Annotated in this window: 22 protein-coding genes; 15 read left to right on the top strand and 7 right to left on the bottom strand. The window is 54.4% G+C overall.

Features of this window, described 5'->3' with window-relative positions; translation table 11 throughout:
- Positions 1-153: 153 nt before the first annotated feature.
- Complete coding sequence (gene xylR, locus HU143_RS00910) at positions 154-1,332, top strand: D-xylose utilization transcriptional activator XylR (protein WP_000459824.1); 1,179 nt, start codon at positions 154-156, stop codon at positions 1,330-1,332.
- Between the two features lie 60 nt (positions 1,333-1,392).
- Here the strand turns inward: xylR and HU143_RS00905 are convergent, their stop codons facing one another.
- Entirely contained in the window at positions 1,393-2,217 is an 825-nt protein-coding gene (locus HU143_RS00905; protein ID WP_001575119.1) for a protein bax, read from the bottom strand.
- 315 nt (positions 2,218-2,532) lie between these two features.
- Between HU143_RS00905 and HU143_RS00900 the strand changes: the two genes are divergently transcribed.
- The gene (locus HU143_RS00900; protein WP_023227134.1) at positions 2,533-4,560 is read left to right on the top strand and encodes an alpha-amylase; all 2,028 of its coding nucleotides are present in this window, start codon (positions 2,533-2,535) and stop codon (positions 4,558-4,560) included.
- 173 nt (positions 4,561-4,733) lie between these two features.
- Complete coding sequence (gene avtA, locus HU143_RS00895) at positions 4,734-5,984, top strand: valine--pyruvate transaminase (protein WP_000144383.1); 1,251 nt, start codon at positions 4,734-4,736, stop codon at positions 5,982-5,984.
- Between the two features lie 36 nt (positions 5,985-6,020).
- Here avtA and HU143_RS00890 read toward each other — a convergent pair whose 3' ends face one another.
- Positions 6,021-6,494 carry a 4Fe-4S dicluster domain-containing protein gene (locus tag HU143_RS00890; RefSeq protein WP_001078820.1) on the bottom strand — a complete coding sequence of 158 codons (474 nt, stop codon included), beginning with the start codon at positions 6,492-6,494 and terminating at the stop codon, positions 6,021-6,023.
- Positions 6,495-6,610: 116 nt separating this feature from the next.
- On the bottom strand, positions 6,611-7,411 hold the full coding sequence (gene yiaJ, locus HU143_RS00885; protein ID WP_000081341.1) for an IclR family transcriptional regulator YiaJ: 801 nt from the start codon (positions 7,409-7,411) through the stop codon (positions 6,611-6,613).
- 229 nt (positions 7,412-7,640) lie between these two features.
- Here yiaJ and yiaK point away from each other — a divergent pair, with 229 nt between their 5' ends.
- The 10 genes from yiaK to araD all read left to right on the top strand — a co-directional run bounded on the left by yiaK (position 7,641) and on the right by araD (position 16,661).
- The gene (yiaK, locus tag HU143_RS00880; RefSeq protein WP_023227135.1) at positions 7,641-8,639 is read left to right on the top strand and encodes a 3-dehydro-L-gulonate 2-dehydrogenase; all 999 of its coding nucleotides are present in this window, start codon (positions 7,641-7,643) and stop codon (positions 8,637-8,639) included.
- An 11-nt stretch (positions 8,640-8,650) separates the two neighbouring features.
- Positions 8,651-9,115, top strand: coding sequence for a YhcH/YjgK/YiaL family protein (locus HU143_RS00875; RefSeq protein ID WP_000576102.1), 465 nt, complete (start codon positions 8,651-8,653; stop codon positions 9,113-9,115).
- A gap of 23 nt (positions 9,116-9,138) precedes the next feature.
- On the top strand, positions 9,139-10,080 hold the full coding sequence (locus tag HU143_RS00870) for a DUF4862 family protein (protein ID WP_023227136.1): 942 nt from the start codon (positions 9,139-9,141) through the stop codon (positions 10,078-10,080).
- Between the two features lie 128 nt (positions 10,081-10,208).
- Positions 10,209-10,682, top strand: coding sequence for a 2,3-diketo-L-gulonate TRAP transporter small permease YiaM (gene yiaM / locus HU143_RS00865; RefSeq protein WP_000832315.1), 474 nt, complete (start codon positions 10,209-10,211; stop codon positions 10,680-10,682).
- Between the two features lie 2 nt (positions 10,683-10,684).
- Entirely contained in the window at positions 10,685-11,962 is a 1,278-nt protein-coding gene (gene yiaN / locus HU143_RS00860) for a 2,3-diketo-L-gulonate TRAP transporter large permease YiaN (protein ID WP_000301822.1), read from the top strand.
- Between the two features lie 11 nt (positions 11,963-11,973).
- On the top strand, positions 11,974-12,960 hold the full coding sequence (gene yiaO, locus HU143_RS00855) for a 2,3-diketo-L-gulonate TRAP transporter substrate-binding protein YiaO (RefSeq protein ID WP_000766337.1): 987 nt from the start codon (positions 11,974-11,976) through the stop codon (positions 12,958-12,960).
- A gap of 3 nt (positions 12,961-12,963) precedes the next feature.
- Positions 12,964-14,460 (top strand): FGGY-family carbohydrate kinase, encoded by a 1,497-nt coding sequence (locus tag HU143_RS00850; RefSeq protein WP_000074079.1) that lies wholly within the window; start codon positions 12,964-12,966, stop codon positions 14,458-14,460.
- A complete protein-coding gene (gene ulaD, locus HU143_RS00845) occupies positions 14,457-15,119 on the top strand; it encodes a 3-keto-L-gulonate-6-phosphate decarboxylase UlaD (RefSeq protein ID WP_000089529.1) in 663 nt (220 codons plus the stop codon). The genes HU143_RS00850 and ulaD overlap by 4 nt, the downstream gene beginning before the upstream one ends.
- A complete protein-coding gene (locus HU143_RS00840) occupies positions 15,112-15,972 on the top strand; it encodes an L-ribulose-5-phosphate 3-epimerase (RefSeq protein WP_001244031.1) in 861 nt (286 codons plus the stop codon). The genes ulaD and HU143_RS00840 overlap by 8 nt, the downstream gene beginning before the upstream one ends.
- Complete coding sequence (araD, locus tag HU143_RS00835) at positions 15,966-16,661, top strand: L-ribulose-5-phosphate 4-epimerase (RefSeq protein ID WP_023227137.1); 696 nt, start codon at positions 15,966-15,968, stop codon at positions 16,659-16,661. The genes HU143_RS00840 and araD overlap by 7 nt, the downstream gene beginning before the upstream one ends.
- Positions 16,662-16,821: 160 nt before the next feature.
- Here the strand turns inward: araD and HU143_RS00830 are convergent, their stop codons facing one another.
- Positions 16,822-17,637 carry an AraC family transcriptional regulator gene (locus tag HU143_RS00830; protein ID WP_000891808.1) on the bottom strand — a complete coding sequence of 272 codons (816 nt, stop codon included), beginning with the start codon at positions 17,635-17,637 and terminating at the stop codon, positions 16,822-16,824.
- A gap of 263 nt (positions 17,638-17,900) precedes the next feature.
- Between HU143_RS00830 and HU143_RS00825 the strand changes: the two genes are divergently transcribed.
- Positions 17,901-19,856: a glycoside hydrolase family 127 protein gene (locus HU143_RS00825; protein WP_053505613.1), complete on the top strand. Its 1,956-nt coding sequence runs from the start codon at positions 17,901-17,903 to the stop codon at positions 19,854-19,856.
- A 285-nt stretch (positions 19,857-20,141) separates the two neighbouring features.
- Here the strand turns inward: HU143_RS00825 and aldB are convergent, their stop codons facing one another.
- Positions 20,142-21,680, bottom strand: coding sequence for an aldehyde dehydrogenase AldB (gene aldB, locus HU143_RS00820; RefSeq protein WP_000183985.1), 1,539 nt, complete (start codon positions 21,678-21,680; stop codon positions 20,142-20,144).
- A gap of 168 nt (positions 21,681-21,848) precedes the next feature.
- On the opposite strand from aldB, the gene HU143_RS00815 reads away from it, so the two are divergent.
- Complete coding sequence (locus HU143_RS00815) at positions 21,849-22,730, top strand: ROK family protein (RefSeq protein WP_001188275.1); 882 nt, start codon at positions 21,849-21,851, stop codon at positions 22,728-22,730.
- A 247-nt stretch (positions 22,731-22,977) separates the two neighbouring features.
- Here the strand turns inward: HU143_RS00815 and selB are convergent, their stop codons facing one another.
- Together selB and selA are read right to left on the bottom strand one after the other, a co-directional pair.
- Positions 22,978-24,828, bottom strand: coding sequence for a selenocysteine-specific translation elongation factor (gene selB, locus HU143_RS00810; RefSeq protein ID WP_023227139.1), 1,851 nt, complete (start codon positions 24,826-24,828; stop codon positions 22,978-22,980).
- A complete protein-coding gene (gene selA, locus HU143_RS00805; protein ID WP_000200187.1) occupies positions 24,825-26,216 on the bottom strand; it encodes an L-seryl-tRNA(Sec) selenium transferase in 1,392 nt (463 codons plus the stop codon). The genes selB and selA overlap by 4 nt, the downstream gene beginning before the upstream one ends.
- Positions 26,217-26,248 lie beyond the last annotated feature (32 nt).

The following is a 26,248-nucleotide window of genomic DNA, read 5'->3' as shown; positions in this document are numbered from 1 at the left end:
ATAAGAAATGACAATTGTCATCCGCCGTTTGCTGTGATGAATTTCGCATAACGTTTCAGGCGCAAAATAATTTGTCATCATTCGCCAGACCGTTATGTCAGCCGTTTTGATAGTATCCATGAGTCCAGGTTCACTTTTGCAGGATATATCCTCATGTTTGATAAACGTCACCGCATCACTCTGTTATTTAACGCGAATAAAGCCTATGACCGTCAGGTAGTGGAGGGGGTGGGTGAATATTTACAAGCCTCGCAATCCGAATGGGATATATTTATTGAGGAAGATTTCCGTGCCCGTATCGATAACATTAAAGAGTGGTTAGGCGACGGCGTTATTGCCGATTACGATGATGACGATATCGCGCAATTATTGGCCGATGTCGACGTACCCATTGTCGGGGTCGGCGGTTCTTACCATCTTGCTGAAAATTATCCCGCCGTTCATTACATCGCCACCGATAATCATGCGCTCGTTGAAAGCGCTTTCCTGCATTTAAAAGAAAAAGGCGTTAACCGCTTCGCGTTTTACGGTTTGCCCGACTCCAGCCGCAAACATTGGGCGGCGGAACGGGAATACGCCTTTCGCCAGCTGGTCGCCGAGGAAAAATACCGCGGCGTAGTCTATCAGGGACTGGAAACCGCGCCGGAAAACTGGCAGCACGCGCAAAATCGCCTCGCCGACTGGCTTCAGACGCTGCCGCCGCAAACCGGCATCATTGCCGTAACGGATGCCCGCGCCCGTCACGTATTGCAGGCCTGTGAACACCTGCATATTCCGGTGCCGGAAAAACTTTGCGTTATCGGTATTGATAACGAAGAGCTTACACGCTACCTGTCACGCGTCGCGCTTTCCTCCGTCGCGCAGGGGGCGCGGCAAATGGGTTATCAGGCGGCGAAGCTGCTGCACCGTTTGCTGGCGCGCGAAGAGATGCCGTTACAGCGCATTCTGGTGCCGCCGGTGCGCGTCATTGCGCGCCGCTCGACAGACTATCGCTCCCTGACCGATCCGGCGGTTATCCAGGCGATGCACTTTATTCGTAACCATGCCTGTAAGGGCATTAAAGTCGAGCAGGTGCTGGACGCGGTTGGGATTTCACGTTCAAACCTGGAAAAACGTTTTAAGGAAGAAGTTGGCGAGACGATACATGCGCTGATCCACGCCGAAAAGCTGGAAAAAGCGCGTAGTTTGTTGATTTCCACCACGTTGGCGATAAACGAAATTTCGCAAATGTGCGGCTACCCGTCACTGCAATATTTCTATTCGGTGTTTAAAAAGGAGTACGTCACTACGCCTAAGGAGTATCGCGACCAGCATAGTGAAGCGTTGTTGTAGTTTATCCAGCCTACAGACGCCTTGTAAGCCGGATAGCGTAGCGCCATCCGGCACACAGAATTACATATGCGCGGCGATCAGACGCTGGTTGTCCTGGTACATCGCGAACAAGTAGTTGTTATAGCGCGACCCCTGGGTAGAGTAACCCTTCAGCTTATGAATCATCGCCGTGGCGGTGACTTCCTGATCCGCCTTACGCAGTTGGGCGCGCGACTTGCGGAAAGAGGAATAAGCCGGATGCGTGTTCAGGTTAGCGACATACGCGCTCACCGACTCCTCAACCGACGCGAATTGCGAGTAACCTTTCACCTTACCCGGCGTATTGGTACAACGCCCTTTCGTGCACTTCATGCCGAACAGGTTATTGTTGCTACGCGCCAGTTTAGAGGTTCCCCAGCCGCTTTCCGCCGCCGCCATCGTCGCCACCATGCTGGTTGGGATAATGTCGACGCGCTCCAGCAACGTATTCCACGGAATACGACGCGTGTTGCCGGACCAGCTCACTTTATAGCGCTTCGCGATATCTTTCATACGCGCGCGTTCAGACGGCGACCAGCGGTTCTGGTACTGTTTTGAGATCAGCCAATTACGGTCCGCGGTAATCGCGGCATTTTGGCTGGTGATGTAAGGCATAACGGTCCGGAGAAACGCTTTTTTTCTGGGGGTTCCGGAAGGGTATTTTCGCAAATCAGGAAGTGAACTGCTCTTTGCACTATTGCGAGAATACTCTTGTTTACTGCTAACCTGTTTATAACTTGTCTCAGTTATGTGGGACTTTTGACTCGTTTGTGTTGCGTGCGTCTTTGCCAGCACCTCACCCGAAAATGCGATGGTGAGTAACATAAGAATCATTGCCCCATATCGTCGCATGGGAGTCAATATCATTAGGTCTCCTGGTCGGATTGATACATTCCAACACCTTTTATTTTTCACGAAGTTAAGGTTTAAACCCCAAATTCTAGCAAAAATAGGCTTAAAAAGCACCTCAGGGAATAGTCTTAATCCGAAACTATGTCAACTATTAACGATAACAGGCAGCAATAATGCCAATAAAATGTGGTGCTTATCGCAAATAGAGGCGTTTTTTTGCGCCTCGTCGCTCACCCTCGCGCCTCCTCCTGCGCGACTCTCTGCTGGGGAGGAGTTCATTCGCCTAAAAACCAGGCAAGCTGATGAATATTGCCCACAAAGGATAGCGTGATGAAACTTGCCGCCTTCGCTCTGACGCTGATACCCGGTATCGCGATCGCCTCATCATGGACCTCGCCCGGTTTTCCGACGTTCTCGACGCAGGAAACCGGGCGCTTTACCAGCCATGCTGCATTAACAAAAGGTACACGCGCGTTAACGCTCCATATTGACCAGCAGTGCTGGCAGCCCTCCGGCGCCATAAAACTCAACCAAATGTTGTCGTTAAAACCTTGCGAAGGCGCGCCGCCGCAATGGCGTTTGTTTAAAGATGGCGACTATACGATAACGGTAGATACCCGCTCCGGTACGCCGACCCTGTTGTTATCGATAAAAACTGAACCTGAACGCATCGCGCAGCTCGCCTACCAGTGTCCCGTCTGGGATGGTTCGCCGCTCACGCTGGATGTTCGCCAGACCTTTCCGGAAGGGACGGTAGTGCGCGATTATTACAGTGGTCAAACCGATACCGTCCAAAACGGGCAAATCACGCTGCAACCTGCCGACAACCACGGGCTTTTATTGCTGGAACGCGCGGAAACCCATGCATCAGCGCCTTTTAACTGGCGCAACGCCACCGTTTATTTTGTGCTTACGGATCGCTTTCGCAATGGCGATGCAACCAACGACCACAGCTATGGTCGCCATAAGGATGGTATGCAAGAGATTGGCACTTTCCACGGCGGCGATTTGCGCGGGTTGACGAGTCAACTGGACTATCTACAGCAATTAGGCGTGAACGCCTTGTGGATAAGCTCGCCGTTTGAACAGATCCACGGCTGGGTCGGCGGCGGAGCAAAAGGCGATTTTCCTCATTACGCCTATCACGGCTATTACACTCAGGACTGGACGACGCTGGATGCCAATATGGGCAGCGAAGCCGATCTCCGCGCACTGGTCGACGGCGCACACCAGCGCGGCATCCGTATTTTATTTGACGTAGTAATGAATCATGCCGGTTACGCCACGCTGGCGGATATGCAGGAGTATCAGTTCGGCGCGCTCTATTTATCCGGCGCGGAACGGCAAAAAATTCTCGGCGATCGCTGGACAAACTGGCGACCCGCCGCCGGACAAAGCTGGCACAGCTTTAACGACTACATCAACTTCAGCGACAGCGCCGCCTGGGAAAAATGGTGGGGGAAAAAGTGGATTCGTACCGATATTGGCGACTACGACAGTCCGGGATTTGACGATTTAACCCTGTCGCTGGCCTTCCTGCCGGATATAAAAACGGAATCTACCACGCCTTCCGGCCTACCCGCGTTCTATGCCAACAAACCCGATACTAAAGCAAAGTTCATTGAAGGCTATACGCCACGGGATTATCTGACTCACTGGTTAAGCCAGTGGGTGCATGATTACGGCATTGACGGGTTCCGGGTCGATACCGCCAAAAACGTTGAGCTTCCTGCCTGGCAACAGCTAAAAACCCAGGCCAGCGCGGCGTTACATGAATGGAAGCAGGCCAATCCGGACAAAGCGCTGGATGATAGCCCGTTCTGGATGACTGGCGAAGCGTGGGGCCACGGCGTCATGAAAAGTGATTATTATCGCTATGGTTTCGACGCGATGATCAATTTTGATTATCAGGAGCAGGCGGCGAAAGCGGTCGATTGCCTGGCGGAAATGGGGCCAGTCTGGCAGCAGATGGCGGATAAAATGCAGGATTTCAACGTATTAAGTTACCTCTCCTCGCATGATACGCGCCTTTTCCGTGAGGGCGGTGATAAGGCGGCGGAACTGCTGCTGCTTTCACCGGGCGCGGTGCAGATCTTTTACGGCGATGAATCCGCTCGTCCCTTCGGCCCCACCGGCTCCGACCCGCTGCAAGGCACCCGTTCAGATATGAACTGGCAGGACGTGAGCGGAAAGTCAGCCGCAGCCGTCGCGCACTGGCAGCGTATTAGTCAGTTCCGCGCCAGACATCCCGCCATCGGCGCAGGCCAACAAACCACGTTGACGCTAAAACATGGGTACGGTTTTGTACGCCAGTACGGCGACGATACGGTGATGGTCGTCTGGGCGGGCCGCCGCTAATCGTGGCGCTACCGGTCTCCTCGCGTACCGGTAGCCCCTTCAAAATAAAAAACTAACCTGATAAAAATTTGTAGCATAAAACATCAACACTACCGCCTGACCCCCATTTGCGCCCCGCCATTTGTAGCGTTATGGTTATCCACTTTGACAGACAGTTCGATAGATCACCCGTTATGACATTTTCACTTTTCGGCGATAAATTTACCCGCCATTCAGGCATTACCCGCCTGATGGAGGATCTCAACGACGGCTTACGCACGCCAGGCGCCATCATGCTTGGCGGCGGTAACCCGGCACATATCCCTGCAATGCAGGATTATTTCCAGACGCTACTGACAGAGATGGTAGAAAGCGGCAAAGCCGCTGATGCGCTTTGTAATTATGACGGTCCCCAGGGAAAAACGGCGCTACTGAATGCCCTGGCCGTACTGCTACGTGAAACGCTGGGATGGGATATCGAACCACAGAATATTGCGCTGACAAATGGCAGTCAGAGCGCGTTTTTCTACTTATTTAATCTCTTCGCCGGACGTCGCGCCGATGGCAGTACGAAAAAGGTACTATTCCCGCTTGCGCCGGAATACATCGGCTATGCGGATTCCGGTCTGGAAGACGACCTCTTCGTTTCGGCGCGCCCAAATATTGAACTGCTGCCGGAAGGCCAGTTTAAGTATCACGTCGATTTTGAGCATCTGCACATCGGCGAAGAAACGGGGATGATTTGCGTCTCGCGCCCGACCAACCCAACCGGTAACGTTATCACCGACGAAGAGCTGATGAAGCTGGACAGACTGGCGAATCAGCACAACATCCCACTGGTGATTGATAACGCTTACGGCGTACCGTTTCCGGGCATTATCTTTAGCGAGGCGCGCCCGCTGTGGAATCCCAATATTATCCTATGCATGAGCCTCTCGAAGCTGGGGCTGCCCGGTTCCCGCTGCGGGATTATCATCGCCAATGATAAGACGATTTCCGCCATTGCCAACATGAACGGCATCATCAGCCTTGCGCCCGGCGGCATGGGTCCGGCGATGATGTGCGAAATGATTAAGCGTAACGATCTGCTGCGGCTGTCGGAAACGGTTATCAAACCTTTCTACTATCAGCGCGTTCAACAGACGATCGCGATCATTCGTCGCTATTTATCCGAAGAACGCTGCCTGATTCATAAACCGGAAGGCGCAATATTTTTGTGGCTGTGGTTTAAAGATCTGCCGATTACCACCGAGCTACTCTATCAACGCTTGAAAGCGCGCGGCGTGCTGATGGTGCCGGGCCACTATTTCTTTCCCGGACTGGATAAACCCTGGCCGCACACACACCAGTGTATGCGGATGAACTACGTGCCTGAACCGGACAAAATCGAGGCGGGCGTAAAAATTCTGGCAGAAGAGATAGAACGCGCCTGGCGTGAAGGCTGACGGTTATTCCAGCCATCATGCAGGCCGGAACGACATTCAGAAAGGTTGAGAATAGAGGCGCTGGCGCTGCACGTGTGCTGCGTCAACGCACTGTAACGCACTGGTCGGGCAGGCTTCCACGCACGCCGGCCCCGCTTCCCGATGCCAGCAAAGATCGCATTTAATCGCCTGCGCGCCTGACGCGGACGCCACCACAGTCATCGCGCCAAACGGGCAAGCCAGCATACAGCTTTTACAACCAATGCAGCGCGATGACGTCACGAAGATATGCCCCCGATCACGGCGAATCGCCTGTACCGGGCAGACATTCGCGCACGGCGCGTCCTCACACTGATGGCAGACCGTGGCCGTGGTGAAGCTATCCTCTTTTATCACCCGGATACGCGGCACAAAGTCCGCCGTCGTCACCGCCGCGCTATTCTGCTGTTCCTGGTGCGACACCACGCAGGCGACCTCGCAGGTACGACACCCGATACACGCCGACGCATCCGCCATAATAAACCGGTTCATTGTTCTCCCCCTGCGTTAAAACGCCAGAATGCCAGAGAGCCATTCCCCGCCGCTTTGATCCCACTACGCAAACGGACAAATTTTGTCAGATGCCTGATAAAACCTGGCGAGCTGTCTTATTCGCGAACGGTAAATCCCAGCTCATTAGAGATAGCCTGTGCGGTTTCACGCAACGGTTTGAGCAGATTTTTCTCGCCGATCTGTTTTAGCCGTGACGTCGACAGTGAAATAGAAATGGCGTAAGGCACTCGATGGTGAATATCAAACACAGGCACAGCAATACAGGAAACGCCCAGTTCATTTTCTTCGCGATCCATCGCCATGCTGGTTTCACGAATTTGCGCCAGCTCATCGTACATTGCTGGTAAATCGGTAATGGTATTACGAGTCAGCGGCTGGATCTGTTCTTTATGGCTTTCCCAGTAAGACGCCACATAATCCGGCTGACCAAACGCCATATAAATTTTCCCCATCGCCGAGCAGTACAGCGGCATATGCTGGCCAATGTAGGCACGCGTGCGCAGCATACCGGTGGTCGGTTCCAGCTTATAAATCAGGATAGCGTGGTCATCTTCACGGCTGGAAAAATTCACCGTCTCGCCGGTGGTCAGGTTGAGCGCCTCAAGGTGCGGTGCCGCAACGTGGATGATATTCAGCGATGACAGGGCTTTTTGGCCGACGGCAATAAACTTTGTCGTCAGACGGTAGCTCCCGGCCGCCGGCGCTGGCGTCACATATCCGCAGGATTGAAGCCCCTGCAACAAACGATGGACGGTACTCTTGTTCAGCCCCGCCAGCTCCGACAGGTGCGCCAGCGGGCAACCGTTCGGGTAGTTACTCAAAATTTCTATCAACATCAGGCCACGAAACAGGCTCTGACTCCCCGCAGGCTTCTCTTTATCGTTGTTCTGGCTCATCAGAAAACTCTCTCCTTTCTTGGGCGATCAGATGGTAGCTCAAAGTGTGTTGCAGTTCACGATATCAGCATAAAAAACATAAACCGATGATTTTAATCGTTTTTAAAAACCTTCTCTGGCGTTGCCATGTCAATTTTTGATCTATATATTTGGAACTACATTTCGCATTATGAAATTTATCGACAAAAAAACATACTAAAATTTCTAACAATCGACCAGGAGAACAGGGATGAAAGTAGCTTTCGAAGAGTTAAAAGGGGCCTTCTACCGCGTCTTGCGGTCGCGGAATATTGCGGAAGATACCGCCGACGAGTGCGCGGAAATGTTCGCCAGAACAACCGAGTCCGGTGTCTATTCCCACGGCGTGAACCGTTTTCCTCGCTTCATCCAGCAACTGGATAACGGCGACATTATTCCTGATGCTAAACCGCAGCGAGTTACCAGCCTCGGCGCCATCGAACAGTGGGATGCTCAGCGCGCTATCGGCAACCTGACGGCGAAAAAGATGATGGACCGGGCCATCGAGCTGGCTTCCGATCATGGTATTGGCCTGGTGGCGTTACGTAATGCTAACCACTGGATGCGCGGCGGCAGCTACGGCTGGCAGGCGGCGGAAAAAGGCTATATCGGCATTTGCTGGACCAACTCCATCGCCGTCATGCCGCCGTGGGGCGCGAAAGAGTGCCGTATCGGTACCAATCCGCTGATCGTCGCCATCCCGTCTACGCCGATCACGATGGTAGATATGTCGATGTCGATGTTCTCCTACGGAATGTTAGAAGTTAACCGTCTGGCGGGCCGCGAACTGCCGGTGGACGGCGGTTTCGACGATAACGGTCAGTTGACCAAAGAACCGGGCGTTATCGAGAAAAATCGCCGCATTTTACCAATGGGTTACTGGAAAGGATCTGGTCTGTCGATTGTGCTGGACATGATTGCCACCCTGCTTGCCAACGGTTCTTCCGTTGCTGAAGTGACCCAGGAAAACAGCGATGAATATGGCGTCTCACAAATTTTTATCGCCATTGAAGTCGATAAGCTGATCGATGGCGCAACCCGCGATGCCAAACTGCAGCGGATTATGGATTTCATCACCACTGCTGAACGTGCCGACGACAACGTCGAGATTCGGCTGCCAGGCCACGAATTTACCAAACTGCTGGATGACAACCGCCGTAACGGTATCACCATTGACGACAGCGTCTGGGCCAAAATTCAGGCGCTGTAAGGAGCCACATCATGATTTTTGGACATATCGCGCAGCCTAATCCGTGCCGACTACCGTCGGCCATAGAGCAGGCGCTCGATTTCCTGCGCAATACGGACTTTCGCACGCTGGAACCCGGCGTAGTGGAAATCGACGGCAAAAATATCTTCGCGCAGATTATCGATATGACCACCCGCGATGCTGCTGAAAATCGTCCGGAAGTCCATCGCCGCTATCTGGATATTCAGTTTCTGGCATGGGGCGAAGAGACAATTGGGGTTGCCATTGATACCGGTAATAATCAAATCAGCGAGTCATTATTAGAACAGCGCGATATTATTTTTTATCACGACAGTGAACATGAATCATTCATTGAAATGATACCGGGAAGTTATGCCCTGTTTTTCCCGCAGGATGTTCATCGTCCCGGTTGTAATAAAAGCATTGCTACGCCGATACGGAAAATAGTCGTAAAAGTCGCCATAGACGTTTTATAAAATAGAGTTTACTGGAGCACAAAATGAAAAATAATACCGGTTATATTATCGGTGCGTACCCTTGTGCACCCTCATTTCACCAGAAGAGTGAAGAGGAAGAGACGGAATTCTGGCGGCAACTCTCTGATACTCCGGATATCCGGGGGCTGGAGCAGCCTTGTCTTGAACATCTTCACCCGCTCGGCGACGAGTGGTTATTGCGCCATACACCGGGAAACTGGCAAATCGTGGTCACCGCGATAATGGAAACCATGCGTCGCCGTAGCGAAAACGGCGGTTTTGGATTAGCGTCCAGTGACGAGGAACAGCGTAAAGCCTGCGTGGAGTACTATCGTCATCTGCATCAGAAGATCAATAAAATCAATGGGAACAATACCGGCAAAGTCATAGCCCTTGAGCTTCATGCCGCTCCTCTGGCGGGCAATCCGAACGTGGCGCAGGCAACCGACGCCTTTGCGCGCTCATTAAAAGAGATTGCCAACTGGGACTGGTCCTGCGACCTGGTGCTTGAACACTGCGACGCGATGACCGGCCCCGCACCGCGCAAAGGATTCTTACCGTTGGTAAACGTACTGGAAACTATTGCCGACTATGACATAAGCGTCTGCATTAACTGGGCGCGCTCGGCTATTGAAGGGCGGGATACCTCTCTACCGCTGATCCACACGCAGCAGGCCAAACAGGCTGGAAAACTCGGGGCGCTGATGTTCTCCGGTACAACGCTGGATGGAGAATATGGCGAATGGCAGGACCTCCATGCTCCGTTTGCACCTTTCTGTCCACAAAGTCTGATGACGGAGAAACATGTTAAAGAACTCATTACCTCCGCCGCTCCCGAACTGTTGCAGTTTACCGGCATTAAATTGTTGGAAATCAATGCCAGCGCCGATATTAATCACCGCATCGATATATTACGCGATGGTATTAACATGATGAAAAGGCCACACGCAGCTAACCTGAATTAAACATCATCACCTTAATTCTCGGCCTGCAACTCAACGTTGCGCCGACCTAATATAAACCAAACATAATAAATTAAGTTCCACTATTCAGCATCGAAAGAAATAAGTTTCTATAACCTGATGGAGTCGTTATGAAGCGGGTACTTGAGGGCATACTTGCGGTATTAATTGCCGTACTTTCCTGCATTGTATTTATTAATGTTATTTTACGTTACGGTTTTGAGAGCAGTATTTTGTCGGTAGATGAACTATCACGTTATCTATTTGTATGGCTGACGTTTATTGGCGCCATCGTTGCATTTATGGATAACGCTCACGTTCAGGTCACTTTTGTGGTGGAAAAACTTTCGCCAGCGAATCAGCGTCGACTCTCGCTGCTGACGCATTCGCTGATTTTATTGTTATGCCTCGCATTAGGCTGGGGCAGCCTGCAAAAAGCGTTGCAGGACTGGAGCGATCACTCGCCAATCCTCGGTTTACCGATCGGCCTGATGTATATCGCCTGTTTGCCCACAAGCGTTGCCATCGCGTTAATCGAGCTGCGTCGGCTTTATCACTTAATAACGCATAACGATTCCTTTCAACAACCACAGCAAGGAGCCTAATCATGGCCGTGGTGATATTTCTCTGCTGCCTGCTCGGCGGGATCGCGATAGGTTTACCCATCGCCTGGTCGCTGCTGCTTTGCGGCGCTGCTCTGATGGCATACCTGGATATGTTTGACGTACAGATTATGGCGCAAACCCTGGTTAACGGCGCGGACAGTTTCTCCCTGCTGGCCATTCCCTTTTTTGTTTTGGCCGGTGAAATCATGAACGCGGGCGGCCTGTCAAAGCGAATTGTCGACCTGCCGATGAAGCTGGTCGGCCATAAGCCCGGCGGCCTGGGCTACGTGGGCGTTATTGCGGCAATGATTATGGCCAGCCTTTCCGGCTCTGCGGTAGCAGATACCGCTGCGGTCGCCGCGCTGCTGGTGCCGATGATGCGCTCCGCAAACTACCCGATCAACCGCTCCGTTGGGTTAATCGCTTCCGGCGGGATCATTGCGCCCATTATTCCCCCCTCGATTCCTTTTATTATCTTCGGCGTTTCCAGCGGCTTGTCGATCAGCAAGCTGTTTATGGCCGGGATCGCACCGGGCATCATGATGGGCGCGGCGCTTATGCTCACCTGGTGGTGGCAGGCCGGGCGATTAAATCTCCCTTCTCAGCCCAAAGCAACACCGCGTGAAATCTGGCAATCATTGGTTTCAGGTATCTGGGCGCTGTTTTTACCGGTGATTATTATCGGCGGCTTCCGTTCCGGACTTTTCACGCCAACGGAGGCAGGGGCGGTTGCCGCCTTTTACGCCCTCTTTGTCGCCGTGGTTATCTATCGGGAATTAACGTTTTCCAGTCTCTACCACGTGCTGGTCAATGCCGCCAAAACGACGTCAGTCGTCATGTTTCTGGTGGCCGCGGCCCAGGTATCCGCCTGGCTGATTACGATCGCGGAATTACCTATGATGGTGTCAGATTTGCTGCAGCCGCTGGTCGACTCTCCGCGACTCTTATTTATCGTCATTATGATCTCAATTATGGTCGTCGGTATGGTGATGGATTTAACGCCAACGGTGTTAATTCTTACCCCTGTATTATTGCCATTAGTTAAAGAAGCCAATATTGATCCGATTTATTTCGGCGTCATGTTCATTATTAACTGCTCTATTGGATTAATCACACCGCCCGTTGGCAACGTCCTCAACGTTATTTCCGGGGTAGCAAAATTGAAATTTGATGACGCGGTAAGAGGTGTATTCCCTTACGTTGTCGTACTGATGTCGCTGCTGGTTTTATTTATTTTTATTCCCGAGCTAATTATCACACCGCTTAAATGGATTAATTAAAGGATAATATTATGAAATTACACGTTATTGCTCGTTCATTATTGATAGCTGGTCTGACGGTTTTCAGCGTGTCGTCTCTGGCGGCGCAATCTTTACGTTTTGGTTATGAAACACCGCAAACTGACTCCCAACATATTGCCGCGAAAAAATTTAACGAATTATTAAAAGAAAAAACCAACGGCGAATTAACGCTAAAACTCTTTCCTGACAGCACATTAGGTAACGCCCAGGCAATGATCAGCGGGGTGCGCGGCGGAACCATTGATATGGAAATGTCCGGTTCGAACAATTTCACCGGCCTGGCCCCTGTATTCAACTTACTTGATGTACCCTTCCTGTTTCGCGATACCGCGCATGCGCATAAAACGCTCGACGGCAAAGTCGGCGATGAACTGAAAAAATCACTCGATTCAAAAGGGTTAAAAGTGCTGGCCTACTGGGAAAACGGCTGGCGCGACGTCACCAACTCCCGCGCGCCGGTAAAAACGCCGGGCGATTTGAAAGGCTTAAAAATCCGCACTAACAACAGCCCAATGAATATCGCGGCCTTTAAAATCTTCGGCGCGAACCCTATTCCGATGCCGTTCTCCGAAGTCTATACCGGCCTCGAAACCCGTACGATTGATGCCCAGGAACACCCTATCAACGTCGTATGGTCAGCGAAATTCTATGAGGTACAGAAATACCTCTCCCTCACTCATCACGCCTATTCGCCTCTGCTGCTGGTGATCAATAAAGCCAAATTCGACGCTTTAAGCCCGCAGTTCCAGGAGGCACTGCTGAGTTCCGCCAAAGAAGCGGGTGACTATCAGCGCAAACTGGTCGCCGAAGATCAGCAAAAAATTATCGATGGCATGAAAGAAGCCGGAGTTGAAGTCCTGACTGATATCGACCGTAAAGCCTTCAGCGATGCGCTGGGCAGCCAGGTGCGCGATATGTTCCTGAAAGACAACCCGCAGGGCGCTGATCTCCTGAAAGCCGTGGACGAGGTGCAATAAGTCATGAGCAATTACTGGCTGGGGTTAGATTGTGGTGGGAGTTGGCTAAAAGCCGGGTTGTACGATGGCGCAGGCCGGGAAGTAGCGGTGCAACGCCTGCCGCTGCACGCTTTAAGCCCGCAGCCAGGCTGGGTTGAACGCGATATGACCGAACTGTGGCAACAGTGCGGCTCGGTCATCAGCAAACTGCTGGCGCACACGGGGGTGAGCGGCTCACAAATCCGCGGTCTGGGTATTTCCGCTCAGGGTAAGGGCCTGTTCCTGTTAGATAAAAGCGATCGGCCATTAGGTAAAGCGATACTCTCTTCCGACCGTCGCGCCATGGAAATTGTCCAGCGCTGGCAAAAAGAAGCGGTTCCGCAAAAACTCTACCCGCTGACCCGGCAAACCCTGTGGACCGGGCATCCGGTCTCCCTTTTACGCTGGGTAAAAGAGAATGAGCCGCAGCGCTACGCGCAGATAGGCTGCGTCATGATGACGCATGACTATCTGCGCTGGTGCTTAACCGGCGTGAAAGGCTGTGAGGAGAGCAACATCTCCGAGTCCAACCTCTACAACATGGCGACGGGCCAGTACGACCCGCTTCTGACCGAGTGGCTGGGCATCAGTGAAATCGACAGCGCGCTGCCCCCCGTGGTGGGTTCAGCCGAAATATGCGGGGAGATCACCGCTCAGGCAGCCGCCATCACCGGTCTGGCAGTGGGTACCCCCGTCGTCGGCGGCCTGTTTGATGTGGTTTCCACCGCCCTTTGCGCCGGTATTGAGGATGAATCAACGCTCAATGCGGTGATGGGTACCTGGGCCGTCACCAGCGGCATCGCTCACGGTCTGCGCGACCATGAGGCCCATCCTTACGTCTATGGCCGCTACGTCAATGACGGGCAGTATATCGTTCACGAAGCCAGCCCGACCTCCTCCGGCAACCTCGAATGGTTTACCGCCCAGTGGGGCGACCTCTCTTTTGACGAGATCAACCAGGCGGTCGCCAGCCTGCCGAAAGCCGGTAGCGACCTCTTTTTTCTCCCGTTTCTCTACGGCAGCAATGCCGGGCTGGAGATGACCTGCGGCTTTTACGGCATGCAGGCGCTGCACACCCGCGCCCACCTGCTGCAGGCGATTTATGAAGGCGTGGTCTTCAGCCATATGACCCACCTCAACCGCATGCGTGAACGCTTTACCGACGTTTGCGCCCTGCGCGTTACCGGCGGCCCGGCCCACTCCGACGTCTGGATGCAGATGCTGGCGGACGTCAGCGGTTTACGCATTGAGCTGCCGCAGGTGGAGGAGACCGGCTGCTTCGGCGCGGCGCTGGCTGCCCGCGTCGGCACCGGCGTATATCGCGATTTCCGCGAGGCCCAACGCGACCTGCAGCACCCGGTGCGCACGCTGCTGCCGGACATGACCGCGCACGCCCTCTACCAGCGCAAATACCGCCAATACCAGGATTTGATTGAAGCACTACAGGGCTATCACGCCCGTATTAAGGAGCACGCATTATGAGCCGACCATTACTGCAACTGGCGCTCGACCACACCAGTCTGGAGGCAGCCCAACGCGATGTCGCCCTGCTACAGGATCATGTCGATATCGTTGAGGCCGGAACCATCCTTTGTTTAACCGAAGGCCTTAGCGCGGTGAAAGCCCTGCGAGCGCAGTGCCCGGAAAAAATCATCGTCGCCGACTGGAAAGTGGCCGATGCCGGTGAAACCCTGGCGCAGCAGGCTTTTGGCGCTGGCGCTAACTGGATGACTATCATCTGCGCCGCGCCGCTCGCGACCGTCGAGAAAGGCCATGCCGTCGCGCAATCCTGTGGCGGTGAAATCCAAATGGAACTGTTCGGCAACTGGACGCTGGACGACGCCCGAGACTGGTACCGCGTCGGGGTTCGCCAGGCGATTTACCACCGCGGACGCGATGCGCAGGCCAGCGGGCAGCAGTGGGGCGAAGCGGACCTGGCGCGTATGAAGGCGTTGTCCGACATCGGCCTTGAACTATCGATTACCGGCGGCATTACCCCAGCGGATCTGCCGCTGTTCCGCGACATTAACGTCAAGGCATTTATCGCCGGACGCGCGCTGGCAGGTGCCGCCCATCCGGCGCAGGTCGCCGCCGAATTCCACGCCCAAATTGACGCCATTTGGGGAGAAAAGCATGCGTAATCATCCATTAGGTATTTACGAGAAAGCACTGGCGAAAGATCTCAGTTGGCCAGAGCGGCTGGTGCTGGCAAAAAGCTGCGGTTTTGATTTTGTCGAGATGTCGGTGGACGAAACCGACGAACGTCTTTCTCGCCTCGAGTGGACGCCAGCCCAACGCGCTTCGCTGGTGAACGCGATGCTGGAAAGCGGCGTCGCCATCCCGTCGATGTGCCTCTCCGCCCATCGTCGATTCCCTTTTGGCAGCCGCGACGAAGCGGTACGCCAGCGGGCGCGTGAAATCATGACCAAAGCCATCCGTCTGGCGCGCGATCTCGGTATCCGCACCATCCAGCTGGCAGGTTACGACGTCTATTACGAAGAGCACGACGAAGGCACCCAGCAGCGTTTCGCCGAAGGGCTGGCGTGGGCGGTGGAACAGGCCGCAGCGGCGCAGGTGATGCTGGCGGTGGAGATCATGGATACCGCGTTTATGAACTCCATCAGCAAGTGGAAAAAGTGGGACGAGATGCTTTCGTCACCGTGGTTCACCGTTTATCCAGACGTCGGCAACCTCAGCGCCTGGGGGAACGACGTGACCGCCGAACTGAAGCTGGGTATCGACCGTATCGCCGCTATCCACCTGAAAGACACGCTGCCGGTGACCGGTGACAGCCCCGGCCAGTTCCGCGACGTGCCGTTTGGCGAAGGATGCGTTGATTTTGTCGGCATCTTCAAAACGCTGCATGAGCTGAACTATCGCGGTTCATTTCTGATTGAGATGTGGACAGAGAAAGCCAGCGAGCCGGTGCTGGAAATTATCCAGGCCCGCCGCTGGATTGAATCACGGATGCAGGAAGGAGGTTTCACATGTTAGAGCAACTGAAAGCCGAGGTGCTGGCGGCCAACCTGGCCCTCCCGGCGCACGGGCTGGTCACCTTTACCTGGGGCAACGTCAGCGCGGTCGATGAGATGCGCAAGCTGATGGTCATTAAGCCTTCCGGCGTCGAATATGAGGTGATGACCGCCGACGATATGGTGGTGGTAGAGATCGCCAGCGGTAAGGTCGTTGAAGGCAACAAAAAACCGTCGTCCGATACCGCGACCCATCTGGCGCTCTATCGCCGCTATCCGCAGATCGGTGGGATCGTGCATACCCATTCCCGCCATGCGACGATCTGGTCGCAGGCCGGGCTCGATCTGCCCGCCTGGGGCACCACCCACGCCGACTATTTCTATGGCGCGATCCCCTGTACCCGACTGATGACCGTTGAGGAGATTAACGGCGAGTACGAGTATCAGACCGGCGAGGTGATTATTAAAACCTTTGAAGAGCGCGGTCTGGATCCGGCGCAAATCCCGGCGGTATTGGTTCATTCGCACGGCCCGTTTGCCTGGGGTAAAAATGCCGCTGATGCCGTCCACAACGCCGTGGTGCTTGAGGAGTGCGCCTATATGGGGCTGTTTTCGCGCCAGCTGGCCCCGCAGCTACCGGATATGCAACCTGAACTGCTCGATAAACACTATCTGCGTAAACATGGCGCGAATGCCTATTACGGGCAGTAATACCGGCAGTCACAGCCTGTGTCGGATGGCGGCTGCGCCTTATCCGACCTACAAGATGTGCAATATCAATACGTTGTGATGAACTCTTGTAGGCCCGATAAGCAAAGCGCCATCGGACATTCAGTTTGCAACCGCGTTGTCAGAGGGCCAAAGATTATACTCAAGAATTAACGTGTTCCTTACTGTAGCGCCGCTTCCAGGCGGTAGGCGTCAGGCCGGTGTGCTTGCGGAAGATCTGGCGAAAGTAACCAACGTCATTAAAACCGCACCGCTCCGCCACCTCTTTTAACGAACGCGCGTCGCTAATCAGCAACTTTTCCGCCTCGCGCACCCGCTGGCGGTGGATGGCTTCCGTTAGCGTAAGGTGAAATACCCGCCGATAAACGCGTCCCAGATAATCCACATTGCAATGCAGTTCTTTCGCCAGAACCGAGCTGGAAAGCGGCAGGTGATAGTGCGTTCGAATCAACTGCTGTACTTTCCAGGCCAGCGACACGCCAGCGGCCTCGGCGTTTTCATTCTGCCGGGCGTCAACGGTGAGCTGCTGCAAAATCAGCAGCACAATGAACTCCAGCGCCGGGCTGCGCTGGTGCTTTTCCTGCTCGTTCATAAACTGGCGAAAAAGCGCAATCAGCGCCTGCGGATCGGCAACCTGGGTATGCTGCGGCACGGAAAGATGCGTCAGCCAGCGCGGGTCACTGTCCGGCGCTTTGACCTCAAAATGGAGCCAGTAAAATTTAAGATCGGCGGGAAACTCCTCAACGCCAATATGGCGGCGATGCGGCCAAAGCAACAGGCTTTCCCCGGCTTCGACACAGAAAACACATTCTTCTTCCTGAATTTTCAGGCAGCCTTTTTCCACAAATATAATTTCCCACGATTGCAGACGCCTGGCAGGATGACGCCCAATGCCGCGAGAAATAAATAATCCGCCGTTTTGGACTTTAATCGGTAATGTTATGGATAATTCGAGCATTAATATGTCATTTCCCGCTCATTCAGCACCGTATTTCATATTAGCTTTTGATTATTAACTAAAAATAGTCATTTCACTCGATCCATCTCACATTTTTAAATGCGGGTCGGAATCGTCATCTTTTTTTACTCTTTTATCGCCTTGTCGCTCACCGCTATCTGGGCAAAATGAATCAGGTCATAACGCGAAAATAAAAATTACTGCCATAAAATACCCCGTCAGCGAGGAATATCTATGACCTCTACAGCCTTAAGGAGCACGAAATGAACGTACTGGAAGTCGATCTGCATAAACTGACGGTCAGCGATCCGTTCCTCGGACAGTATCAACAACTGGTTCGCGATGTGGTTATTCCTTACCAGTGGGATGCGTTAAACGATCGTATTCCAGAGGCTGAACCCAGCCATGCCATTGAAAATTTCCGCATTGCCGCAGGCCAGCAGACGGGCGACTTTTACGGCATGGTCTTTCAGGACAGCGACGTGGCGAAATGGCTGGAAGCGGTTGCCTGGTCACTGTGCCAGAAGCCCGATCCAGCGCTTGAGAAAACCGCCGATGAGGTGATTGAACTGGTGGCCGCCGCGCAGTGTGACGATGGCTATCTCAATACGTACTTTACGGCAAAAGCCCCGCAAGAACGCTGGAGCAACCTGGCGGAGTGCCATGAGCTTTATTGCGCCGGGCATCTGATTGAAGCGGGCGTCGCCTTCTTTCAGGCCACCGGCAAGCGTCGGCTGCTAGACGTCGTTTGTCGCCTGGCCGATCATATCGACAGCACTTTCGGCCCTGGCGAAAATCAGCTGCACGGCTATCCGGGCCACCCGGAAATTGAGCTGGCGCTGATGCGTCTGTATGAGGTAACAGAGCAGCCGCGCTATATGGCTCTGGCAAGCTACTTTATCGGGCAGCGCGGCGCCCAACCGCACTTCTACGACGAAGAGTACGAAAAACGCGGCCAGACCTCGTACTGGCATACCTACGGCCCGGCGTGGATGGTCAAAGACAAAGCCTACAGCCAGGCGCATCTGCCAATTTCGCAGCAGCAGACGGCCATTGGCCACGCGGTACGTTTTGTCTATCTGATGACCGGCGTGGCGCATCTCGCTCGCCTGAGCAACGATGAAGGCAAACGCCAGGACTGCCTGCGCCTGTGGAAAAATATGGCGCAGCGTCAGCTGTATATCACCGGCGGGATTGGCTCGCAGAGCAGCGGCGAATCCTTTAGCAGCGATTACGATTTACCGAATGATTCGGTCTATGCGGAAAGTTGCGCTTCAATCGGCCTGATGATGTTCGCCCGCCGGATGCTGGAAATGGAAGCCGATAGCCAGTACGCCGACGTGATGGAGCGCGCGCTGTACAACACCGTCCTCGGTGGTATGGCGCTCGATGGCAAGCATTTCTTCTACGTCAACCCGCTGGAAGTGCATCCAAAATCGTTAAAATTCAACCATATTTACGATCACGTTAAGCCCATCCGCCAGCGCTGGTTTGGCTGCGCCTGCTGCCCGCCGAACATCGCCCGCGTGCTCACCTCCCTTGGTCACTACATCTACACGCCGCGTGCGGATGCGCTGTACATCAATATGTACGTGGGTAACAGCATGGAAATACCCGTTGAAAATGGCGCGCTCAAACTGCGAATCAGCGGGAACTACCCGTGGCAAGAGCAGGTGAAGATCACCATCGACTCTGTGCAGCCGGTACGTCACACACTGGCGCTACGCCTGCCGGACTGGTGCCCTGAGGCAAAAGTGACGCTCAACGGGCTGGAAGTGGAGCAGGATATTCGCAAAGGTTATCTGCATATCCGTCGAACCTGGCAGGAGGGCGATACGATAAGCCTGACGCTGCCGATGCCGGTTCGCCGCGTGTATGGCAATCCGCTGGCGCGTCACGTCGCCGGTAAGGTCGCTATTCAGCGCGGGCCGCTGGTCTATTGCCTTGAGCAGGCCGATAACGGCGAAGAACTGCATAATCTGTGGCTACCGAAAGAGAGTGAATTCCGGGTCTTTGAGGGCAAAGGGATTTTTGCGCATAAGATGCTGATTCAGGCTGAAGGCGAGAAGCAAAGCGCCCCAGATGCGCAGCATCAGGCGTTGTGGCACTACGATAACGCGCCGTCATCGCGCCAGCCGCAGACGCTAACGTTCATTCCGTGGTTTAGCTGGGCCAACCGTGGCGAGGGCGAAATGCGGATTTGGGTTAACGAGCGGTAACACTGTGCCGGATGGCGGCTGCGCCTTATCCGGCCTACAAGATTTGCAATATCAGTATATTGCGATGAATTTTTGTAGGCCCGATAAGCGAAGCGCCATCGGGCATTACCACCAGGCTAATATCAACGCGGTAGGCCCGATAAGCGAAGTGCCATCGGGCATTACCACTAGGCTAATATCAATGCGGTAGGCCTGATAAGCGAAGCGCCATCGGGCATTACCACCAGGCTGATATCAATGCGGTAGGCCCGATAAGCGCAGCGCCATCGGGCATTACCTCTTGCGTCAGAACAGCCCCAGCGGCTTATCGGAATAGCTCACCAGCAGGCACTTGGTTTGCTGGTAGTGTTCCAGCATCATCTTATGCGTTTCGCGCCCGATGCCCGACTGTTTATAGCCGCCAAACGCCGCATGTGCCGGATAGGCGTGATAGCAGTTGGTCCACACGCGCCCGGCCTGAATGCCGCGCCCCATCTTATAGGCCAGATTGCCGTTGCGGCTCCAGACGCCAGCGCCCAGGCCGTATTGGGTATCGTTAGCGATTTCCAGCGCCTCCTCCATGGTTTTAAAGGTGGTTACCGCCAGCACCGGGCCAAAGATCTCCTCCTGAAAGACGCGCATATTGTTCTTACCAAACAGGATAGTAGGCTCAAGGTAATAGCCCTCTTTAAGTTCGCCATCCAGCTCCTTGCGTCGCCCACCGGTCAGAATATCGGCCCCCTCTTTTTTACCGATATCGATATAATTGAGGATAGTCTCAAGCTGGCCGTGGGAGACCTGCGCCCCCATCTGTGTACCGCTATCTAGCGGGTTCCCGCTGCGAATGCTCTCTACCCGGCGAATAGCGCGCTCCATAAAGCGCTCATAGATGGACTCCTGGACCAGCGCACGGCTTGGACAGGTACACACCTCGCCCTGGTTAAAGGCAAACAGGGCAAATCCCTCCAGCGCTTTATCAAAGAACGCATCTTCCTCATCCATCACGTCGGCGAAGAAGATATTTGGCGACTTGCCGCCTAACTCCAGCGTCACCGGAATAATATTCTGCGTGGCGTACTGCATGATCTGTTGACCCACTTCCGTCGAACCGGTAAACGCCACCTTCGCGATACGTTTCGAGGTCGCCAGATACTCGCCAATCTCGCCGCCCGCGCCGTTCACGACGTTGACGACGCCCGGCGGTAACAGATCGCCAATGATTTCCATCAACAGCAAAACGGAAAGCGGCGTCAGGCGTGCCGGTTTAAGCACCACGCAGTTACCCGCCGCCAGCGCTGGCGCCATTTTCCAGCTTGCCATCAACAACGGAAAGTTCCACGGAATTATCTGCCCCACGACGCCAAGCGGTTCGTGAAAATGGTAGGCCACGGTTTCGCTATCAACTTCGCTGATCCCGCCCTCCTGCGCACGTATACAGGAGGCGAAATAGCGGAAATGATCGATCGCCAGCGGTACGTCGGCGGCGCTGGTTTCACGAATCGGTTTACCGTTATCCCAGGTTTCCGCTGTCGCCAACAGTTCGAGGTTTTGTTCCATCCGATCGGCGATCTTAAACAAGATAGCGGCACGGTCTTGTACTGACGTATGCGCCCACTTATCTTTCGCCTTATGCGCGGCGTCGAGCGCTAAATCGATATCTTTTTTACCGGAGGAAGCGACTTCACATAGCGGCTGGCCGGTCACTGGCGTCAGGTTTTGATAATATTCGCCGTCGGCGGGCGCAACCCAGTCACCGCCAATAAAATTGTCATAGCGGGCTTTTAACTTCAGTGGGTACCCGTATTCACCTGGCTGAATACGTGTTGAAGGGGGATTGTTCGTCATGACCAACTCCTTATTGTAAAGGTACTCCACAAGGGTAGACGGTACTGGTGAATTTTTCGCCAATGGTTTCCCGCTTTACGACAGCAATCACGAATTACTTTCCTTTACGTTTCCCCGTCTGGTTTTAGCCATACTAAACAGGTGCCTGTTTAACGTACGGAGAACACTATGCAGCAATATATCGGTATTGATGTGGGAGGAACTCACGTCAAATATGGCGTGATTAACAGTGACGGCGAAGAATTAACCCATCATCAATTCGATACGCCAGAGGACGCCTCCACGTTTACCCGCAAATGGCAGGATGTGGTGGCGCGTTGCCAACAGGACTATGACATTGCGGCAATCGGGGTCAGTTTCCCCGGCCATATTAATCCCCATAACGGTCATGCGGCAAAAGCGGGCGCGCTGGCTTACCTGGATGATGTCAACCTGATGGAGTTGTTCAGCGGGCTAACCGATCTGCCGCTGGTCGTGGAGAACGACGCGAACTGTGCGGCGCTGGGCGAAATGTGGCGAGGCGCCGGGCAGCATTATGAAAACATGGTCTGTATCACCATTGGAACCGGCATTGGCGGCGGTATTATCGTCGGACGGGAACTGTATCGCGGCGCGCATTTTCACGCCGGTGAATTCGGCGTCATGCCGGTCGGGAACAATGGCGAAAGTATGCATAAAATCGCGTCAACCAGCGGATTAATGGCGTCGTGCCGCCAGGCGCTGGCGCTGCCTGCCGAAGAGATGCCGCCTGCGGATGTGATCTTCGAACGAATGGCGACCGATGTTCATCTGCGTGAGGCGGTCAATGACTGGGCGCGTTATCTGTCACGCGGCGTTTACAGCGTGATCTCTATGTTTGATCCGGGCGTGGTGCTGATCGGCGGAGGAATTAGCGAACAGGAAAAGCTCTACCCGCTCCTGACACGGCATCTTGAAACGTTTGAAATGTGGGAGGCGCTCCAGGTGCCGATTCAGCCCTGCCAACTGGGAAATCAGGCGGGCAGGCTGGGCGCCGTCTGGCTGGCGCAGCAAAAGCTCGATCGAAGCTAACGTGTTACGCCTTATCCGGCCTGCATCGTCTACGCAGGCCCGGTAAGCGTCCGCGCCACCGGGCAAAGGCGTTACATCGCCGTGCGATAAAGTTCCACAATCTCATCGTGAGTCGCCTGAATAAGGCGCAAAGAATACGGGCAAAATTATTCTGATAACAGGTTCACGCTGGCTATTTTAAGAAGCCAGAAAAATAAAAAGCAACGCAATAATTGTATTGCTTCATTTGTTATTTAATTTAACCATTTCATTCTTTTTGCGGAAATAATAACGCATCACGTAATAAATGATCATTCCCACGACGTCGTGTAAATCCAATCCGGTCAAAATATTCAAGGATCTGAATAGCCAGTTTCCGCCCTACATTCAACCTGTCGCGAAAATCCGCCGCACAGGTTGATCCTCTCTCTTGATCCAGCTCGCGGATCATATTGGCGAAAGCGACAATCCGATCGTTACGATAGTACCGATCTTTTACGATCGCGGTAATGATGCCTTGCTGTGCCGCCTGTCGCAGCACCAGCCGCATCAATTGTTCTTCCGTTCCGGTCTCTTTCGCCAGATCGCGTACCCACCAGGGCTCATCGCCAAATAGCGGTTCGACTTTTTGCCAGACGGCCTGCTGCTCATCGCTAAATCCCGCTTTATGATCCGGCAGATGCAACCAACCGTGATGGCTATGAATCAGGCCGTCGTCGCGCATCCGCTCGATCAGCATCAGGACCAGCGCTTCATCTTCCATTGGCAGGGCCATGCGGCGTAAACGCTCGCGTCCCGGCCCCGGTTCATCGCGGTGCTGTTCGTGGTAGGTCGCCAGCGTATCAAGAATCTTACGCTGCCAGCGGGCGGCGACGGGCGCGCTTAACAGATTGTCTCCGGCCTGGATAAAACCATGTTGCTCAATAAGCTGACGCATACCGAGAGGATTAAGCTGACGCGCCCAACCGAAATCCGGCAGGTTGACGGCGCCGCGTTCCAGATGAATGGCCAACGCCGCGCTATCGTCCTGCGCGTCGGCAAGCGTTGAAAGCCAGTGCAAATAATCTGGTTTACGTTTACCGCGACGCGGCGCCTTAAGCGTCACCACGCGTGCGCCGGCAAGGGTGGCGCGTGCGGAAATATCACGCAGCACCAGTCTGTCATTATCGGCCAGCCACAACGGCGTATCAAAGATCAGCTCGGCCAGCCCGCCTTCCAGCAAAGAGACGCGACCGGTCACATGGCTGGCGGCATGGTGAATATGTAGCGGCTGCCATTGGGAAAGCGGCGCATGAAGCGCCAGAGAAACGATCACCCGGGGAAAAGCTTCCCCCACCGGCGCATCGGAAAGCAGCCAGTCGCCGCGGTTAAGCTGCTCCTTCTCCGCATCGCCCGCAATATTGAGCGCAATACGCTGCCCGGCATACGCATGGTCGGTGGGCTGATTTTGCGCGTGTAGACTTCGTACGCGCATCGGCGTATTAACGCCGGTCAACCATAGCGTATCGCCCACGTTTACCTCTCCGCTCAACGCCGTTCCGGTCACTACCAGTCCCGCCCCTTTCACCGTAAACGCACGGTCGATAGCCAGACGGAAGCGATGCTGCGCGGCGTGTAAACGTGCAGGAAGCTGCTGTAAATGAGCACGAAGTTCTGCAATACCGCGTCCTTCATTGGCGGCGGTGACAAATAAAACGGTATCGGCGAAGCCATAGTTGTCGAGCGCCGCCAGCACCTCTTCACGTACTTCACTGATACGCGCCTCGTCCACGCGATCGGCTTTGGTCAGCGCGACGGTGAGCTGGAGATTGCCCGTCAGTTGCAGGATCTGTAAATGCTCGCGCGTTTGCTCCATGACGCCGTCATCACAGGCGACCACCAGCAAAGCGTGATCGATACCGCCTACGCCCGCCAGCATGTTAGAGAGGAATTTTTCATGCCCAGGCACATCGATAAAGCCCAGCACACGACCATCCGGCTGCGGCCAATAGGCGTAGCCCAGATCGATAGTCATCCCGCGTTTTTTCTCTTCCGGCAGGCGATCGGCATTGACCCCGGTAATCGCCTGGAGCAACGTCGTTTTACCGTGGTCTACGTGTCCGGCAGTTGCAATAATCATTTCAGCATCATCTCCATAAACCGGCTTTCGTCTTCAAGACAGCGCATATCCAGCCATAAACGGCCATCATAAATTCGGCCAATGACCGGTACAGGCAGCATGCGCCAGCGGGCCGCCAGCGCCTCCAGCCGACTACCGCGCCCGTCGTGCGGGGTAAAGGTCATGGCGGCGCTGGGAAGGCGGTCTACTGGTAATGAACCGCTGCCGATTTGCGACAGGCAGGGTTTAACCTCCAGCGCAAATTCATCGCCGTAACGTGCCGCCAGCCGCGCCTGTAACCGCTGCGCTTGTTCGCGAATCGACGCTTCACTGCGAGTTAACAGACGCAGGGTGGGTAATTTCTCCGCCAACGCTTCCGGGTGCAGATACAGACGTAACGTTGCCTCCAGCGCCGCCAGCGTCATTTTATCCGCACGCAGGGCTCGTTTCAGCGGATGGCTTTGCAGTTGGGCAATCATCGCTTTTTTGCCGACGATGATCCCGGCCTGCGGCCCGCCCAACAACTTATCGCCGGAGAAGCTTACCAGGCTGACGCCTGCGGCAATGAGCTGCTGCGGCATCGGCTCTTTGGGTAAGCCATATTGGCTTAAATCCACCAGCGAACCGCTGCCCAGATCCGCCACCACCGGAATATCCAGCTCTCGCCCGATTTCCGCCAGTTCCGCTTCCTCTACCGTTTTGGTAAAGCCTTCAATGCTGTAATTACTGGTATGCACCTTCATCAACAGCCCGGTATTTTCATTTACCGCCTGACGGTAATCTTTCGCGTGCGTCCGGTTGGTGGTGCCCACTTCATGCAGCGTACAGCCCGCCTGGCGCATAACATCCGGAATACGAAACGCGCCGCCGATTTCGACCAGCTCGCCACGCGAAACCACCACCTCTTTGCCGCTGGCGGTCGCCGCCAACATCAGCAATACCGCCGCCGCATTGTTATTGACGATACAGGCGTCCTCCGCCCCGGTGATACGGCATAACAGCGTCGCCAATGCCCGGTCGCGATGCCCCCGCCCGGCACCATCCAAATCGTATTCCAGCGTCACCGGCGCGCGCATCGCCTGCGTTACCGCCTCAATCGCTTCTTGCGCCTGCAATGCGCGGCCAAGATTGGTGTGCAACACCGTCCCCGTCAGGTTAATCACCGGGCGCAGCGCGCTTTGCGCCGCATTTTCCAGCCGGAGTTTCGCCTCTTGCGCCCAGTCTGCGTACCAGTCGGGAAGTGTTTGCGTATTCCGGATGACGTCGCGCGCGTCGTCAAGCATCCGCCTAAGCAGATCAACCACCTGGGTATGGCCATACCGATCGCGCAGAGAAAGAAAAGCGCTATCGTGCAATAAACGATCGATAGCAGGAAGCTGGCTGTAGAGTGTACGCGTTTCGCTTGTCATGAAAATGCCTGGCTGTTGGTGGCCCTCTCCTG

The organism is Salmonella sp. SJTUF14076 (genome assembly GCF_015534835.1).
GTDB lineage: Bacteria > Pseudomonadota > Gammaproteobacteria > Enterobacterales > Enterobacteriaceae > Salmonella > Salmonella enterica.
This window is presented reverse-complemented; position numbering and strand designations above follow the sequence as displayed.